A 14,237-nucleotide genomic window follows, 5' to 3' on the forward strand; every position below is an offset into this window, starting at 1 on the left:
GGCTCAGCCGAACAGGTCGTCCACCGCGCTCTGGCCAAGCCCGCCCTGTGCCGCCGTGCTTGGGCCATTCAGCAGGTGGGCATCGGGGCGTGAGGGGGCGGCCCTCAACAGGGTGCCGCCTTCCTCCGGGCCGATGCCGAGCAGGGCGACCAGCGCGGCGACCCGCGCCTCGACCTGCCGCAGGGTCGAGAGCACCTTGCGCACGCGCTGGCCGGTCAGGTCCTGGAAGGCGCAGGCCAGCACGATCGCGGTCGCGGCCTCGTCCACTTCCGCCAGGTCCGCCGTGGTGTCGGCGGAGGTGCCGGCATGCAGGCGCGCGGCCGCGGCCTGCGCGCGCTCGGCCTGGCGCAGGATCTCGAGCGCGGCGCCCTCGGTGTCGCCGATCACCGCGTCCAGCGTGTCGCCCAGCTCGCCCGACGGTGGCGAGAGGCCCACCACCTCGGCCCGCGTCTCGGCCAGCAGCTTCGACATGGCCTGCATCTCGCCGAAGGCCTGCCGCAGCCTCTCATCGGCGCCATCCTCACCGATCCCGTCTTCACCGGCCCCGTCCAGCCTCCTGCCGTCGAGCCCCAGCAGCCGCTCGACCTCCGAGGAGATGGCCGCCGCCTGCCCGGCGATGCGGGCCAGGCCGGACTGGAGCGTTGGCGTCGCCCGCACCTTGGGGTGCTCAGCCAACCACGGAAGCGATTTTCGCCTTCAGCGTTTCCGCCGTGAAAGGCTTCACGATGTACTGCGAGGCCCCCGCCTGTTTGGCGGCGATGACGTTCTCCGTCTTGCTCTCCGCCGTCACCATGATGAACGGCATCCTCGACAGGTTCGCGTCCCCCCGCACCTCCTTGAGCAGCTCAAGGCCCGTCATCGGCTCCATGTTCCAGTCGGAGATGACGAGGTCGTAGCGGGAGACCTTGATCTTCTCCAGCGCCTCGGCGCCGTTGCCGGCTTCCTCGACATCCTTGAAGCCGATCTGGTCCAGGAGATTTCGCACGATACGCCGCATCGTGGGATAGTCGTCGACCACCAGAATCTTCACGCGCCGGTCCCCCTTATGCGTCTCGCCGGCATCATCGCATTCTAGACGTTTTTCGCAAGACCTATTGGTGGCGTCCCGCCGGTTTCCCGCGCGCTCATGCCTCGAGCGCCATCTCCGCCACGGCGGGGGCGAGGCCATACCAGGCCGCATTGCCTTCGCCGCAGCCCGCCGGGTCGAAGCGCTGCGCCAAGCCCCAGGCCGGCACGGCGCACTGCACGGGCGCGCCACAGGCCCCGGCCAGCTGCCGCGCCAGGGCGATGCAGGCCGCGAAGCTCATGGAAGCCGGCAGGAGGGCGCAGCAATCCTCCGCGCCGCAGCGCATCTGCCGGTCCGCGCCCAGCTGCCAAAGGGGCTGGGGCGGCAGGGCCGCGTTCTCCGAAACCAGCTCCGCCGCCAGCCCCGCCGGCAGCGCCGTGCGGAGGAGGCGCAGGAAATTCTGCCGCGCGGCCGGCCGCCAGGCGCCCCCCCAATCCCCGCGGGCGATGCCCAGCATCGCCAGCGGCCGGGCCGCCTGGCCCATCGCCGCGGCGGCGCGTGGCCAGGAGCCGAGCGCCGCCAGCCCCGCCGGGGCGTGCCAGGGCGTGGCGAAGCAGGCTGGCAGCAGGCCGAGCTGGTCGGCCAGCAGGCTCGCCATGCAGTGGTCGCCATCGGTCCAGTGATCGACCAGGGCGAAGCGCAGCGAGTCGCTCACCTCGTTGCCGAGCAACTCGTCCAGATGCGCGAACAGGCCGGAGGACAGGAGCTGGTAGCGCTCATCGCCCTGCGGCGCGTCCCAGATCTCGCGCGGGACGCATCCGCCATCGGCCGGCAGGCTCTCGCCCGAGGCGCTGATGGCGAGCGCCAGGGGGGGCGGAGCGGGCCGCATCCGCCACATCACCGCGCCCCAGGCTGACCAGCGCAGCAGCGCCGGCCCCTGCCCCTGGCCGCAGGCCGGATGGAAAGGCGCGAGGGCCGCGGCATCGGGCACCAGCGTGGCGCACTGGGCGTGGCGGGCGGTCTCGCCGGCGGACACCAGGGCAAGCCCTTCCCGCCCATGCGCCACGTGCAGCACGCCCGGCAGCGCGGCCAGCGCCTCGCGCAAGGCGCCGGGATGCGGCAGCCACAGGGCGGAGGCCGGCTCGCAGAGCAACACCGCCTGGCCCTGGCGCAGCGCCAGGGAGCCACCGGGGATGACCATCAGCCCCGTCGCGCGGTCGGAAAGGGGGGGGATGCATTGCAGGCGCCGCACCGCCTCGCGCCGCTCCTCGGGCGAGGGCAGCTGGCGCAGCTGGGCGTCGAACCGGCGCAGAAGGGCCATGCCGGGCGGGCTGCCCAGATCGAGACCGGCGAGGTCCTGCAACGGCATGCCATACGATGGAACATAACCATTTGGTTTGTTCATCATCATATATTCGCCTTTAGGTTGCCTGCCCCTCAGCTAGCGCTCTCCTCCGTGTGGCGTCAATCCTTCTTGCCTGTCTCCCGGACCGGCAGGCGGCGGCAGGGAAATTATCGGTTTGTGAAGGGGCCGCATGGCACCACCCGGGGCGTGTGATCGCTTCAGGAGAAACCGAATGCAGATCAACCGTCGGAGCGCCAGCGAGGCCAGCCTGGTCCAGGACGGGCGCGAGCTTCTCGACCTGACGGCCGTGGAGGCGGGCGAGGCGGAGTTCGCGCAGTTGCTCGACCGGCTGGAGGCATGGCTGGCCATGGCCGGGGGCGCCCCGCGCATCGCCCTGGCCTATCGCGAGGGGCTGCTGGGGCAGGTCGAGGCCGACCTGCCGCTCCAGCTCCTGGTGGTGGAGGAGGATCCGCATGACGATCCTCCCCTGCGGCTGCTGCGCCGCTCCGTGCCGGCGGGCCCGGCGGCGCTGGAGGCCATGCTGGCCGTGACCGAGCGCCGCTTGCAGGCACAGCCGGGGCGGGCGCCATGAGCCGGCCAGAGCGGCAGGGCCGCCTGGAGCTCGACGCGCCGCTGCGCCGCCCCCTGCCCCGCCCGGATGCGGAGGCGCTCGTGGCGCTGCTGACGGGGCATGCGCTGGCCCGTCCCCCCGCGCACCCCCTGTTCTCGGTGCCCGAGGCGAGCGCGGTGCTGATGGGCGAGAGCCTCGACCACCTGACCCATGGCTCCCGCATCCTGCAGGAGGAGGACGGGCCGCGGCTCTGCGCCTCGGCGAGCCTGCCGGCACGGCCGGGGCTGATGGAGGCGGCGCTGGACTGGCTGGGCGGCCTGCTGCGGCTGGAGCCGGGAGAGGTGGCCGGCTTCACCGTGCCGGCGGGCAGCCACCGGCATGACGTGCGGCTCCTGGTGTGGGATGGCGGGCGGCTGCGCCCGCTCGGCGCCCTGCCCGACCTGCGGGCCGGCGCCCTGGAAGGCGGGTGCAGCATGGAGGCCTTCCGGCGCGCCGCCGGCCTGCCGGATGTGGGGGAGCCGCCCGGGGTGCTGCGGCCCGTCATGCGGCGCGTGGCCCTGGCGCAGCTGCGCCGTCAGGCCCTGCCCGTCTCGCAGGCGCTGCTCGACGGAGCCTTCGACGGACAGGTGCTGTTCCGGGCCTGGCTCGCCGCGGCCGCCGAAGCCGCGCAGGGCTTCACCACCGCCGCGCCGCCGCTCGCGCTGCATGTCGCCTGAGGGATCGGTCTTCATCCATGGCGGCAAACGCGAAATCTCTTGCGAAAAAACGCGGTGAGAGGTATCCCTGCCTTCCCCGCAGGAAGCGGGAATGGCTTCGCCGGGATATGCGAAAAACCTGGGAAGCGCCGGCAGAAGGCAGGCGTGCATGAGGCATGACAACACTCGGGCGGCGGCGGCGCAGGCTTCTCTCCGCCTGCGCGGCCGTTCCCATCCCTTTCTGACCCTGGAGGTGGCCGAGATGGACCCGGCCACCTTCGAGGAGGCGCTCGCGGCGAAGCTGAGCAGCACCGCCAGCTTCTTCCGCCATGCGCCGGTCCTGCTGGACCTGACGGCCCTGCCCGCCGGGGCGGCGCCGGAGATCCCCCGGCTGCTGGCCGTGATCCGCCGGCTGGGGCTGGTTCCGGCCGCCTTTCGCGCCCGCTGGCCGGAGATCGACCGCGCCGCCCTGGCGGCCGGGCTCGGGCGGATGCTGGAGCCCGAGGCCAGCCAGGATGTCGCCCTGCCCTGCGACCGCCGCCCCACCGTCATCGTCAGCGAGCCCGTGCGCTCGGGCCAGCGCATCTACGCGGCGGAGGCCGACCTGGTCGTGCTGCACTCCGTCTCGCCCGGGGCGCAGCTGCTGGCCGATGGCTGCATCCATGTCTATGGCGCGCTGCGCGGCTCGGCCAGCGCGGGGGTGGGGGACGACCCGCATGCCCGCGTCTTTGCGAAAATCATGGACCCGGAAATGCTCTCCATCGCCGGCCTCTGGCTCGGCGCCGAGGAGATTCCGGCCGAATGGGTGAGGCGGCCGGCCCAGCTGCGCATCGCCGATGGCTGGCTGCGCTTCGCCCCGCTTCCCTGACCCCGCCCTCGCCCGATCCCACGGCACCACACCGCACGACAACAGGGAGAACCCGATGTCCGCGACCGTCATCACCATCACCTCCGGCAAGGGCGGGGTCGGCAAGACGACCACCACCGCCGCCTTCGGCGCCGCCCTCGCCCTGCGCGGCAAGCGCGTCTGCCTGGTCGACTTCGATGTGGGCCTGCGCAACCTGGACCTGGTGCTCGGGATCGAGAAGCGGGTGGTCTACGACTTCCTGCACGTCGCCAACGGCCAGGCCAAGCTGCAGCAGGCGCTGATCCGCGACAAGCGGATCGAGAACCTCCACGTCCTGGCCACCTCCCAGACGCATGAGAAGGACGCGCTGACCCTCGAGGGCGTGAACCGCGTGATGGCCCAGCTGCGCGAGGAGTTCGACTACATCCTCTGCGACAGCCCCGCCGGCATCGAGCACGGCGCCATGATGGCGCTCTACCACGCCGACCATGCCATCGTCGTCTGCAACCCCGAGGTCAGCTCGATCCGCGATGCCGACCGCATCCTGGGCTTCATCTCCGCCAAGTCGCGGCGCGCGGAGGAGGGGCGCGAGCCGGTGCGCGAGCACCTGCTCGTCACCCGCTTCGACCAGGAGCGGGTGCGGAGCGGCGAGATGGTCGGGCTGGGCGACATCCAGGACATCCTCTCGGCCGAGCTGCTGGGCGTGGTGCCGGAAAGCAAGGCCGTGCTGAAGGCCTCGAATGCCGGCGTGCCGGCCAGCCTGGACGAGGAAACCGATGCCGGCCGCGCCTATCGCGATGCCGTGTCGCGCTTTCTGGGCGAGGTGCGCCAGCCCGTCCGCCTGCCCAGCATGGCGCCGGTGCGGCATGTGCTGGAAGCCAGCGCCGAGCCGCGCGGCTTCCTGCGCCGGCTGTTCCGGTTCGCCTGACACCCCGAGGAGACCGATGCCATGCCCCTGATCGCCCTGATCCAGCGCCGCCGCAACACGGCCGGCCTCGCCGCGGCGCGCCTGCGCAAGCAGGTGAGCGCCGACCGCATGGCGGTGCTGGGCGACGACATCACGCAACGCATTCAGGAGGCCTGCCTGCGGGAGATCCGCAAGCTGGCCCGCGGCGGCCATGTGCGCGTCAAGATCGGCACCTCGCCGGCGCTGGAGCTGCGCGAGATCGACATCGACCTGACGCCGGGGCGCTGAGGCGGCGCCATGCTGATCTCGGCTTCCCAGTGCCGCATGGCCCGCGCCGCCCTCGGCATGAGCATGCGCGAGCTCGCCATGGCGGCCGGCGTTTCCGTCAACACGCTGGGCCGCATCGAGGGGGATGGCAACGTCACCAGCCGCACCCTGGTCAGGGTGCAGGAGATCCTGGCACGCAGCGGCGTGGTGTTCCGGCGCGACGGCTCCGTCGGCATCGGCCAGCCGCCGCGGGAGGACCCCTAGGGCCTGCCGGCCAGGCCGGCCGGCCACGGTCAGGCCGCGCGGCGGCGGGAACCCGGCCTGGAGGCGCCTGGGGAGGCGCCTGGGGAGGCACCTAGGGAAGCGGCGGCATCGTGGAGGCCGGGGGCGGGAAGCGCCTCGGGAGCGGCCTCCACCTCGTCCTCCTCCAGCAGCGGCATGGCTTCCACCGGGACCAGGCTGGTGATGTTGGTGGTGGGGTAGAACGCCACCAGCCAGGACTTCAGCGCGGTCTGCCCGACCGGCTTCGGGAAGCCCTTGTCCAGCGCCCGCCGCGCCCGCGGATCGATCAGCGCGATGCCGTAGTCGGGCAGGCTGCGCCGGTGCGTGGCGTAGGCGTTGATCTCCGCCTTGAAGCGGCGCAGGTCCTGCGTGGTGCCCACCCGCGCCCGCAGCTTCGACAGCCCCATCCGGAAGCCGCCCGGCGGGCCGCTGCGGGCGATCTCGTAGAGGCGCTTGGCGACCGGCGGCAGCTCGAAGTAGCGCGGGCTGTAGGTCAGGAAGTGCTTGTCCTGCACGATCGCGCGGAAGAGCCAGGCGCAGAGGGTGAGCTCCACCGCCCGCATCTGCTTGGCCCCGTCCCGGCCGCGGCGGTAGAGGATCTTGTATTCGTCGAGCCAGCCGAAGCCGCGGTCCTCGCCTTCCCCGCCGGTTTCGATGTTGGTGCGGATGAAGGTGGATTTCAGCCGGGCGAGCGATTCCTCAAGCCTGTCATAGGCCGAGCCGCCGGGCGTGCTGCCGGTGGTGATGAAGAAATCATGCGCCGTGAAGGTGATGCGCGGCGAGGGCGCCTGTCCGCGGTTGATCTTGTCGGCGATCAGCGAGGCGGAATAGACCAGCAGCTCCTTGTCCCAGATCGAGGCGACGCCATGCTTGGTGCCGACGACCTCGATCCAGGTCTTGCCGTCGTCGTAGCGCGGCAGTTCGGTCTCCTTCTCCCGCCGCAGCGAGAAGAAGTTGTAGACCATGGTGTTCCGGTCGCCCTTGACCTTGCCCACCAGCGGGCTGTCGGTCTTGGAGAAGTCAAACGTCTGCTGCTCGTCCATGGCCCCAGCGCGTCCTGCTGCACCGTTGTGGACGAGCCGGCCGGGAGATGCCAGCGCTGGATGCGGGGCTGTCGGCGTCACGACGAGTCTTTTCCCGCCCCTCCTCGTCGTGACGCCGACAGGCGGGGCATGGGGCAGGCCGGACAGGCGGACAGAGTTATCCACAGCCCCTCACTCGTCGTGACGCCGACACCCTGCACCGCACTCGTCGTGACGCCGACATATCCTCGTCGTGACGCCGACATATCCTCGTCGTGACGCCGACACATCCTCGTCGTGACGCCGACGCATCCTCGTCGTGACGCCGACGCGAACAGGGAGCAAGTCCATGAAATCAAAGCCTGAATCCGGCCCCATAACTGTATAACTCTTTGACTCTTTGACTCTTGAAACACTTCTAAAAGGTCTGGCGGAGAAAACGCCCGTCCAGCCGGGAAAGCAGGATGCGGCCAAGTTCGGGAAAGCCCTGAAAAGGGCCATGAGAAGCGGAGACCAGAAGCCGCTTTCCGCAAGTGTCGGCGTAATGACGAGTCTGATCGCGCTATCAAGCGCTAAATCAACTCTGGGTTGATAAACAGCAACTCAATTCAAAATCTCGAGTTGATTCCTGGTGTAGCCAGGAAATTGCGGTCGTCGCGACACCGACAGGCCGAGGGTCTTTTCCATCAGGCAGGTCCAAAGCGCGGAGCCTCCTGCGTTCTTCTGAAAACAAGACCCGCAGCAACAACAGGATCGTCCAGGACGTTCCGGGGTGGAATTTATGCGAAAAACGTTGGAAGACGGGGCGCCATGGCCTAAAAGGTCAGGCGCGGCGGCAAAGCCGTGAGACAGGACGGGAGAACCCCATGCTTGATGGACGCCTGCTTGGCCCGCTCTTGCTTGCAACGGGCAGCACCGGGCTGCTGATGCCGGATCTTCCCCTCGGCTGGCTGGCGCCTCAGGATACCGCGCTGATCGGCCTCGCCCTCATCAGCCTGGGCGCCGGCCTTGCGCTGGCCGGCTGGCGGTCTGATCTCGCCGACGCCTCCTTCCAGGGCTATGCTGCGCTGCGTCAGATGATCCGGGGCGCGAGGCCTGGAGGGCCTGCCCGCCGGATGAAGATCCGCATACGGTGCGCGCGCTGACAGCAGCAATCCCCGGCAGCCACGGGCCCACACCCCGCGAGGCCTGTCGCGCAGACCAAAATGGAAGGACTACAGCATGAACGATCCCCTCAACGGCCGCGAGATCTGGGTGGTCTGGGGCGGGATTTTCCGTGACACCAGCTTCGCGGAACTGGAGGAGGGCACCGAGGAGCTGCACGGCCCCTTCCACAGCCTGGAAGCGGCCGAGAAGGTCTGGCTCGAGCGGATGCGCCGCATGGTGGACATCGCCTCGCACCGCCTCTTCGTGCTGCGCGCCCAGGCCGTGCCGGCCGGGCGGTGAGGCGCGGCCTTCTGGCCCGCCCGCACGCGCCGGCCGGAATGCCGGCCGGCGCGTGGCTGCGGCTCCGCTCCGCCATGGCGTGGCTGTTCGGCCTGTTCCGCATCGGTCCTGCCGCCCGGCTCCGGCGGGACCGCCGCGACCAGGCCCAGGAACGCCTGCTGGATGGCATGGCGGAGCGGATCGCGGTGCTGGAGATCGCCCTGCTGCGCGAACAACGCCAGACGCGGCATCAGGCGCTGCGGGCGGGGGAGGCGGAGGAGATGATCATCCGCCTGCAATCAACCCTCGACCGGCTGCGGCGCGAAGGGCGCGAGCCGGGGCGGGAAAGCGGGATCGGCGTTCCCGCGCATCTATTCGCGAAACACGCGCGCTAGGCGGGCCGCCCGCTCGGAGGGGGTGAGCCGCTGGGTTTCCGCAGAGCGCGCGGAAGGTTGCGCGGCGGCTTCCAGGCTCCGCCACATCGCCACCCCGCAGAGCGCGAGAAGTGCCACAAGGATCAGGGCAAGAACGGTCCGGGGCATGGCGGTCGCCTGAAGCTGGGCGCCGTCCTGGCGGGGAAGCCGAAGCCGGTCAGGGCATTAAGCTTTTATCAATAATTGCCTAATTCCACAAATTGAGGCTCCAGTCACCGCTGCTGCGGCCCATTCGCGGGTAACATCGCGGCGAGGCGGGCGGGAGCGTCCCCGCTCTCCGGATCATGCGGGATTCCTGCCGATGCCCCTGCCCTCCACGCCGCGCTTCGTCGCGCCGCATTTCATCGAGACCGAGGGCTGCTCGGACATGGCGGGCCCGGTCCAGCGCGCCTGCGCCTTCACCACGGCGGTGCCGGGCTGGCCCCGCAACGCCGGAGGCGCGAGCCACCACCACCGCTGCACCCTGTTTTCCGGCACGGGCCGCTGGAAGGAAGGCGAGCCCATGCGCTGGCGCACGGAAAGCTGGCCGCTTTCCAGCCGCGGGCCGGGCGGCCTGTTGCCGCCGGCCGCCGAGCCGCTGGTCATGGAGGGGCAGGCGCCGGGGCTGATGCAGGCCATCGCCCTGGCCCTGGGCGCCGCCTACAACCCGCCCTTCGCCACGGAAGGCGGAGCGGAGCCGGTGCGCTGCGTGGCGCCGGCTTTTGTGGAGATGCGCCGGGAGGCGGGCCTGCCGCGCATCTGGGCGTGCAGCCACCTGAACACCCTGGAGCCGTCCTCCGCGGCGCAGCCCTGGACCCATCTGCAGACGATCTTCATCCGGGAATGGCCGGGGCGGGAGGCGCGGGCCAGGTTCCAGTGCGAGCTGGAGAGCCTGCCCTTCGGCACCGTGATCCCGGCCCAGGCCGTGGCGGCGCCGCGGGCGCCGCGCTGGTGGGCCGCCACGCTGGAGGAGGCCATGGGCGGAGCGCTGGAGGCGCTCTACGGCACCGCGCCGGCGGCGCACCGCCTGAAGCCGGGCCTGGGCGGGCGCGGCAAGGGCGCGGCCTGAGGGCCATCCCCGGCCTGGCGGGGCGGGGCCTTCAGCCCGTGGCGGCGCCCAGCAGCTCCGCCGGCAGCGGGGTTCCCAGGGCGGGGCGGTAGCCGCGCCGCAATTTCTGCCGCGCCAGGCGCTGCCCCGCCGCCTGCGCGTCCTCGGGACTCGCGTAAAGGTCGCGGCGGACCTGTCCCGCCGCCCCGTGCCGGCCCCATTCCCGCACCACGCACCACCCGCCCAGCAGATCGGCGGAGACGTAGAGCCGGTAGAAGCGGTTCATGTTGCGCGTCGGATCTTGGCGATGCAGCCAGAGGCTCAGCATGCGGGCGACACATCCGTCCGGAAACTTCCCCTGAATCTGCCCGGGCGCGCGGCCTGGCTGCAAGCGTGGCCGTTTTCCGTCGCTCTGCGTCAACCGATCCTTGGGAGGTTGACGACCCGGGGGGCCTCTGCCAGTCTCCGCAAAGCCCGGCCGTGTTCTGACGTCAGAACACGGCGCAAAAGGAAGGGGAGGCCGCACTGTGGAAGGCGGCACGCTGAAGGCCCTGCGGCTCGGGCTGCGGCTCAGCCAGACGGAGTTCAAGGACGCGCTCAACCGCGCGCTGGAGCGCAGCTACGACAAGCCGCGCATCTCGCGCTGGGAGAACGGCCGGGAGCCGATCCCCGAGGAGGTGGGCCGCGCCGCCGCCGCCCTCGCTTCCGGCCAGCCGCGCCATGCCCGCACCCTGGTGCTGGCCAACCAGAAGGGCGGCGTGGGCAAGACGACCTCCGCGCTCAACCTGGCCTGCGGCATGGCCCGGCAGGGCGCGCGGGTGCTGCTGGTGGATCTCGACCCGCAGGCCACCGCCACGGTCGCGCTGATGACGGGCCACAGCGTCGAGGCCTACCGGCAGGGGCGCACCATGGCGCAGGTCCTGTTGCGGGACCGCCCCCTGGCGGAAGCCATCTTCCGGCACGACGACCCGCTGCTGGGCGGGCGGGCGGGCTTCGACCTGGCGCCGAGCCATATCGACCTCGCCGAGACGGATGGCCGGCGCGAGCCCGGCTTCGACGCCGCGCTGCGGGAGGCGCTGGAGCCGGTGCGCGGCGCCTATGACGCCATCATCCTGGATGCGCCGCCGAACCTCGGCACGCTGACCGTCATGGGGCTGGCGGCGGCGGATTGCGTCATCATCCCCGTGCGGACCGAGCCCTATGACAGCATGGGGGTGGGGCTGATCCTGGCCACCATCGGCAAGGTGCAGCGCCGCCTGAACCCTTCCCTGCGGCTGGCGGGGATCCTGCCCACGCAGTTCGGCGCCCGCAAATCGGTCGATCGCGAGGTGCTGGAGCAGCTCATCGGCGTGATGGAGGGCAAGGCGCCCGTGCTGGAAGCTGTGCCGGCCAGCGCCGTGTTCGGCCATGCCGCCCGCAACGGCCGCATCGCCCTGGAGGCCTCGCCCGGCGCCGCGGCGGCCGCAGTGTATGCGCGGCTCGCCGCCGCCCTGGCGGCAGGCGCGCCCCTGCCGGTCATGCCGCGCGAGGCCGTGGCGGAGGAGGGCTCCGGCCCATGAGCCCGCGGCGCAGGCCCGCCTCCCCCATGCTGGGCGCCGCCATGTCGGTGATCGGCGCGGCCACCGATGGGCTGGTGACCCAGGACAGCCGCTTCCGCCATTCCTTCGAGGCGCCGCTCGACCGGATCCGCCCCGATCCCGACCAGCCCCGGAAGCGTTTCGACGAGGCGGAGATCGCCGCGCTGGCCGCGACCATGGCGGCGGAGGGCCAGCTGCAGCCCGTTCTGCTGCGGCAGGACCCGGAGCGCCGTGGCGGCTGGATCATCGTGGCCGGCGAGCGGCGCTGGCGGGCGGCGCGGCGCAATGGCTGGCCCAGCCTGCTGGCGATCGCGCATGAGGGCGATGCCGAGCTGGCCGCGCTGCTGGAGAACCTCCAGCGCGTCGATCTGGCGCCGGTGGAGGAGGCGCGCGCGCTGAAGCGCCTGCTGGCGCGGCGCGGCATCAACCAGGGGCGGGCGGCCGAGATGCTGGGCCGGAGCCCCGCCGAGATCAGCGCCACGCTGCGGCTGCTGACCCTGCCGGAGGACTTCCTGGCCGAGGCCCCTGCTGTTCCGCGCAACGTGCTGGTGGAACTGGCGCGGCTGGAGGATGGCCCGGTGCGGGAGCGGCTGATCCGGCTGGCGCGGGCGGGGGAGCTGACCGTGCGGGCCATCCGGGCCGCGCGTCCGGCGCGGGCCGCGCCTTCCCCTTCCCCTTCCCCTTCCCCTTCCGCGCCGGCGGGCCTGCCTGCCGCCCTGTTGCGGGAATGGCGCGCCGGGCTGGAGCGGCGCCGGGCGGCGGGGCTTCCGCTGAGCCCGGCGGAGCGGCGGGAGCTGCGTGCGCTGCAGCGCCAGCTTGCGGCGCTGCTCGCCCTGCCCGGGGAATAAGGGCCGGGAGCGGCATGGCCTCTCCTGTTCGGGGATGGCGGCGCCAGGGTTTTGAGCCTCCCGATGCCCTGGCGCCGCCCCCTGTCCTTCACGATTGCCGCCGGTGAAGGAAGGCGTGCCGGCGGCCCGCCCGGCATGGGACTGGGGCGGGCCGCCGGAAGGGATCAGAAGCCGCGGAAGAGCGTCTGCACCAGGGTGGACTGGTTCTGCGTGGTGATCGAGAGCAGCTGGGTGGCCAACTGCTGCTGGGTCTGCAGGGCCGTCAGGCGCGCCGAGGCCTCGTCCATGTCGGTGTCGACCAGGTTGGAGATGGCAGAGCCCAGATTGTCGTTGAGCGCCTGGATCAGGCTGGTCCGGGTGTCGATCCTGTTCGCGGCCGAGCCATAATAGACGGCCAGGGACTTGGTCTCGTTGATGGCGGCGTCGATGGCGATGCCGAGGTCTGTGGCACTGGTAGAGCCGGCGCCGCTTGCGAACAGGTCGCCAAGAGCATCATAGGCGGTGCCCGTAGCGACGTTGTTGGAGGCGACAGACAAGGTGATGGCCGTGCCATTGTTGTAGCCAACCGTGAAGCTGGCTGCCGTGCCTGACGTCAGCAGGTTCGTCCCACGAAAGGTGGCGCCGCTCAGCACACCTTCGAAGTTGTCGAAGGTCTGCTTGAGTTCGTCAAAATAGGTGGCGAAGGCTGTGCCGTTGGTGTGGTGCTGGGCAGCCGCAGACTTCATGTTCTGCAGGTCCGTCACGATCGCCTCCAGTGAGGAAGATGCGACGGCGACCGTCGAGGCGGCGACGCTCAGGCTCATCGCAGCCTCCTTGTTCATGGCGAGATCGGTTTTGAGGCTGTTCGCGAGCGACCAGATGGCGGCGTTGTCCTTGGCCGTGTTCACGCGCTTGCCGGTCGCGATCTGGCTTTGCAGCACCGAGACCTGCTTGTTCAGCGAGCGCAGGCTCTGCATCGAGGAAAGGGTGCCGACGGAGGGGGAGGAGACGGCGCTGAGCATGAAGGCTTTCCTTTGGCGGCAAAAGGGGAGGTTCGCGGCAGGTCATCTCATTTCTCAGAAAAGAGACGGTCCTGCTGAAAGCAATGGCCAGAGGAGTGTTCTGGCCGGTGCCTTTCCGGGTTTTGCCGGGGCGATCGTGCGGAATGCTTCGAGGTTCAGGCAGGCGACCATGGCGTTCATCGGTTGGCGCCGGGTCGTCCGTGTTCCTGGTCCTGTTGTCTTCCTGGGGTAACCTTGCCGCAGGGCAGCGGAAATCCCAACAAGAAAAATCTCTTTTTTGAGCCATTCCGAAGAAAATCGAGACGCCCCGCAGTGCAGTTGAGGCACCTCCCTCTTGCTGATCTTCAGTCTTCTTCAGGATTTGCCACTGGCCTTTGCGGCCGTGCCGGCGTCCTCCGGTTTCGCGCCGGCCAGGGCTCACCGCCTGTCAATAAACCCGCCCCTATCCTGAAAGCCGGATGAGGTGCCGGCTTCCCCGCCGCCCGCCTCAGCATGAGCCGTGGCCGGCCGCACCCCAGGCCCCGCGGCTGTCTTGATCAGGAAAGGGTCCAGCGCATGGCCAACCCCGCTGTGTTTCATCTCGTGAGGGGGCTTTTCGATCTGGCTCTGGAGCATCACGAGGCCGGGCGGCTGGCCGAGGCGGGCAGGCTGTACCGGAACGTGCTCCTGGCCGTGCCGGAGCATGGCGAGACGCTGCATCTGCTGGGTGTCGTGCACCGCCAGGTGGGCGAGCCCGGCCAGGCCGCCGGGCTGATCCGCGCGGCCATCGCCATCGAGCCGGATGTGGCGCTCTACCATGTCAATCTCGGCCTCGCCCTGCACGATCTCGGGCAGGGCGATGAGGCGGCCGCCTGTTGCCGCGAGGCCCTGCGCCTCGACCCGGAATGCACGGAAGCGCAGATCAATCTCGGCCTGCTGCTGCAGGAGCGGGGGGAGTTGCGGGAAGCGGAGGCCCTCTACCGGGTCGCGTCCCCATCGCGGGG

At 70.7% G+C, this 14,237-nt stretch carries 19 protein-coding genes; 13 read left to right on the plus strand and 6 right to left on the minus strand.

What is annotated here, in order from left to right:
• Window positions 1–3 precede the first annotated feature (3 nt).
• The 3 genes from CR162_RS17215 to CR162_RS17225 all read right to left on the minus strand — a co-directional run bounded on the left by CR162_RS17215 (window position 4) and on the right by CR162_RS17225 (window position 2,375).
• Complete coding sequence (locus tag CR162_RS17215) at window positions 4–675, minus strand: protein phosphatase CheZ (RefSeq protein ID WP_245870461.1); 672 nt, start codon at window positions 673–675, stop codon at window positions 4–6.
• Window positions 668–1,030: a response regulator gene (locus CR162_RS17220; protein ID WP_099096773.1), complete on the minus strand. Its 363-nt coding sequence runs from the start codon at window positions 1,028–1,030 to the stop codon at window positions 668–670. Before CR162_RS17220 ends, CR162_RS17215 begins: the two co-directional genes overlap by 8 nt.
• Before the next feature lie 94 nt (window positions 1,031–1,124).
• The gene (locus CR162_RS17225) at window positions 1,125–2,375 is read right to left on the minus strand and encodes a hypothetical protein (protein WP_099096774.1); all 1,251 of its coding nucleotides are present in this window, start codon (window positions 2,373–2,375) and stop codon (window positions 1,125–1,127) included.
• Between the two features lie 208 nt (window positions 2,376–2,583).
• Between CR162_RS17225 and CR162_RS17230 the strand changes: the two genes are divergently transcribed.
• The 6 genes from CR162_RS17230 (at window position 2,584) to CR162_RS17255 (ending at window position 5,902) form a co-directional block, all read left to right on the plus strand.
• The gene (locus CR162_RS17230) at window positions 2,584–2,943 is read left to right on the plus strand and encodes a hypothetical protein (RefSeq protein WP_099096775.1); all 360 of its coding nucleotides are present in this window, start codon (window positions 2,584–2,586) and stop codon (window positions 2,941–2,943) included.
• On the plus strand, window positions 2,940–3,638 hold the full coding sequence (locus tag CR162_RS17235) for a hypothetical protein (RefSeq protein WP_099096776.1): 699 nt from the start codon (window positions 2,940–2,942) through the stop codon (window positions 3,636–3,638). The genes CR162_RS17230 and CR162_RS17235 overlap by 4 nt, the downstream gene beginning before the upstream one ends.
• 148 nt (window positions 3,639–3,786) lie before the next feature.
• On the plus strand, window positions 3,787–4,485 hold the full coding sequence (gene minC, locus CR162_RS17240) for a septum site-determining protein MinC (protein ID WP_176559899.1): 699 nt from the start codon (window positions 3,787–3,789) through the stop codon (window positions 4,483–4,485).
• A 55-nt stretch (window positions 4,486–4,540) separates the two neighbouring features.
• On the plus strand, window positions 4,541–5,392 hold the full coding sequence (gene minD / locus CR162_RS17245; RefSeq protein WP_099096778.1) for a septum site-determining protein MinD: 852 nt from the start codon (window positions 4,541–4,543) through the stop codon (window positions 5,390–5,392).
• Between the two features lie 21 nt (window positions 5,393–5,413).
• A complete protein-coding gene (locus tag CR162_RS17250; RefSeq protein WP_099096779.1) occupies window positions 5,414–5,659 on the plus strand; it encodes a hypothetical protein in 246 nt (81 codons plus the stop codon).
• Between the two features lie 9 nt (window positions 5,660–5,668).
• On the plus strand, window positions 5,669–5,902 hold the full coding sequence (locus tag CR162_RS17255) for a helix-turn-helix domain-containing protein (protein ID WP_099096780.1): 234 nt from the start codon (window positions 5,669–5,671) through the stop codon (window positions 5,900–5,902).
• 29 nt (window positions 5,903–5,931) lie between these two features.
• Here CR162_RS17255 and CR162_RS17260 read toward each other — a convergent pair whose 3' ends face one another.
• Window positions 5,932–6,963, minus strand: a complete 1,032-nt coding sequence (locus CR162_RS17260; RefSeq protein ID WP_245870463.1) for a replication initiator protein A — start codon at window positions 6,961–6,963, stop codon at window positions 5,932–5,934.
• Window positions 6,964–7,808: 845 nt separating this feature from the next.
• Here CR162_RS17260 and CR162_RS17265 point away from each other — a divergent pair.
• From CR162_RS17265 to CR162_RS17280, 4 genes are all read left to right on the plus strand, one after another.
• Window positions 7,809–8,087: a hypothetical protein gene (locus CR162_RS17265; protein ID WP_099096781.1), complete on the plus strand. Its 279-nt coding sequence runs from the start codon at window positions 7,809–7,811 to the stop codon at window positions 8,085–8,087.
• 76 nt (window positions 8,088–8,163) lie between these two features.
• Complete coding sequence (locus CR162_RS17270; RefSeq protein ID WP_099096782.1) at window positions 8,164–8,388, plus strand: DUF4170 domain-containing protein; 225 nt, start codon at window positions 8,164–8,166, stop codon at window positions 8,386–8,388.
• A 38-nt stretch (window positions 8,389–8,426) separates the two neighbouring features.
• Entirely contained in the window at window positions 8,427–8,762 is a 336-nt protein-coding gene (locus tag CR162_RS17275) for a hypothetical protein (protein ID WP_099096783.1), read from the plus strand.
• 340 nt (window positions 8,763–9,102) lie between these two features.
• Complete coding sequence (locus CR162_RS17280) at window positions 9,103–9,849, plus strand: hypothetical protein (protein WP_099096784.1); 747 nt, start codon at window positions 9,103–9,105, stop codon at window positions 9,847–9,849.
• A gap of 31 nt (window positions 9,850–9,880) precedes the next feature.
• Here CR162_RS17280 and CR162_RS17285 read toward each other — a convergent pair whose 3' ends face one another.
• Entirely contained in the window at window positions 9,881–10,156 is a 276-nt protein-coding gene (locus tag CR162_RS17285; protein WP_099096785.1) for a WGR domain-containing protein, read from the minus strand.
• A gap of 199 nt (window positions 10,157–10,355) precedes the next feature.
• Between CR162_RS17285 and CR162_RS17290 the strand changes: the two genes are divergently transcribed.
• Window positions 10,356–11,387 (plus strand): AAA family ATPase, encoded by a 1,032-nt coding sequence (locus CR162_RS17290; RefSeq protein WP_176559900.1) that lies wholly within the window; start codon window positions 10,356–10,358, stop codon window positions 11,385–11,387.
• A complete protein-coding gene (locus tag CR162_RS17295) occupies window positions 11,384–12,253 on the plus strand; it encodes a ParB/RepB/Spo0J family partition protein (protein WP_099096786.1) in 870 nt (289 codons plus the stop codon). Before CR162_RS17290 ends, CR162_RS17295 begins: the two co-directional genes overlap by 4 nt.
• A gap of 164 nt (window positions 12,254–12,417) precedes the next feature.
• Here CR162_RS17295 and CR162_RS17300 read toward each other — a convergent pair whose 3' ends face one another.
• The gene (locus tag CR162_RS17300; protein WP_099096787.1) at window positions 12,418–13,254 is read right to left on the minus strand and encodes a flagellin; all 837 of its coding nucleotides are present in this window, start codon (window positions 13,252–13,254) and stop codon (window positions 12,418–12,420) included.
• 555 nt (window positions 13,255–13,809) lie between these two features.
• Here CR162_RS17300 and CR162_RS17305 point away from each other — a divergent pair.
• Window positions 13,810–14,237: tetratricopeptide repeat protein (locus CR162_RS17305; protein WP_176559901.1), on the plus strand; the 428-nt coding region annotated here is incomplete at its 3' end.

Source organism: Teichococcus rhizosphaerae (assembly GCF_002631185.1).
GTDB lineage: Bacteria > Pseudomonadota > Alphaproteobacteria > Acetobacterales > Acetobacteraceae > Pseudoroseomonas > Pseudoroseomonas rhizosphaerae.

Bases quoted from the DNA above. Each gene is read 5' to 3' on its own strand.
- CR162_RS17225 (WP_099096774.1), bottom strand. From the start codon at position 2,375: ATGCCGTTGCAGGACCTCGCCGGTCTCGATCTGGGCAGCCCGCCCGGC.
- CR162_RS17230 (WP_099096775.1), top strand. From the start codon at position 2,584: ATGCAGATCAACCGTCGGAGCGCCAGCGAGGCCAGCCTGGTCCAGGAC.
- CR162_RS17235 (WP_099096776.1), top strand. From the start codon at position 2,940: ATGAGCCGGCCAGAGCGGCAGGGCCGCCTGGAGCTCGACGCGCCGCTG.
- minC (WP_176559899.1), top strand. From the start codon at position 3,787: ATGAGGCATGACAACACTCGGGCGGCGGCGGCGCAGGCTTCTCTCCGC.
- minD (WP_099096778.1), top strand. From the start codon at position 4,541: ATGTCCGCGACCGTCATCACCATCACCTCCGGCAAGGGCGGGGTCGGC.
- CR162_RS17250 (WP_099096779.1), top strand. From the start codon at position 5,414: ATGCCCCTGATCGCCCTGATCCAGCGCCGCCGCAACACGGCCGGCCTC.
- CR162_RS17255 (WP_099096780.1), top strand. From the start codon at position 5,669: ATGCTGATCTCGGCTTCCCAGTGCCGCATGGCCCGCGCCGCCCTCGGC.
- CR162_RS17260 (WP_245870463.1), bottom strand. From the start codon at position 6,963: ATGGACGAGCAGCAGACGTTTGACTTCTCCAAGACCGACAGCCCGCTG.
- CR162_RS17265 (WP_099096781.1), top strand. From the start codon at position 7,809: ATGCTTGATGGACGCCTGCTTGGCCCGCTCTTGCTTGCAACGGGCAGC.
- CR162_RS17270 (WP_099096782.1), top strand. From the start codon at position 8,164: ATGAACGATCCCCTCAACGGCCGCGAGATCTGGGTGGTCTGGGGCGGG.
- CR162_RS17275 (WP_099096783.1), top strand. From the start codon at position 8,427: ATGCCGGCCGGCGCGTGGCTGCGGCTCCGCTCCGCCATGGCGTGGCTG.
- CR162_RS17280 (WP_099096784.1), top strand. From the start codon at position 9,103: ATGCCCCTGCCCTCCACGCCGCGCTTCGTCGCGCCGCATTTCATCGAG.
- CR162_RS17285 (WP_099096785.1), bottom strand. From the start codon at position 10,156: ATGCTGAGCCTCTGGCTGCATCGCCAAGATCCGACGCGCAACATGAAC.
- CR162_RS17295 (WP_099096786.1), top strand. From the start codon at position 11,384: ATGAGCCCGCGGCGCAGGCCCGCCTCCCCCATGCTGGGCGCCGCCATG.
- CR162_RS17300 (WP_099096787.1), bottom strand. From the start codon at position 13,254: ATGCTCAGCGCCGTCTCCTCCCCCTCCGTCGGCACCCTTTCCTCGATG.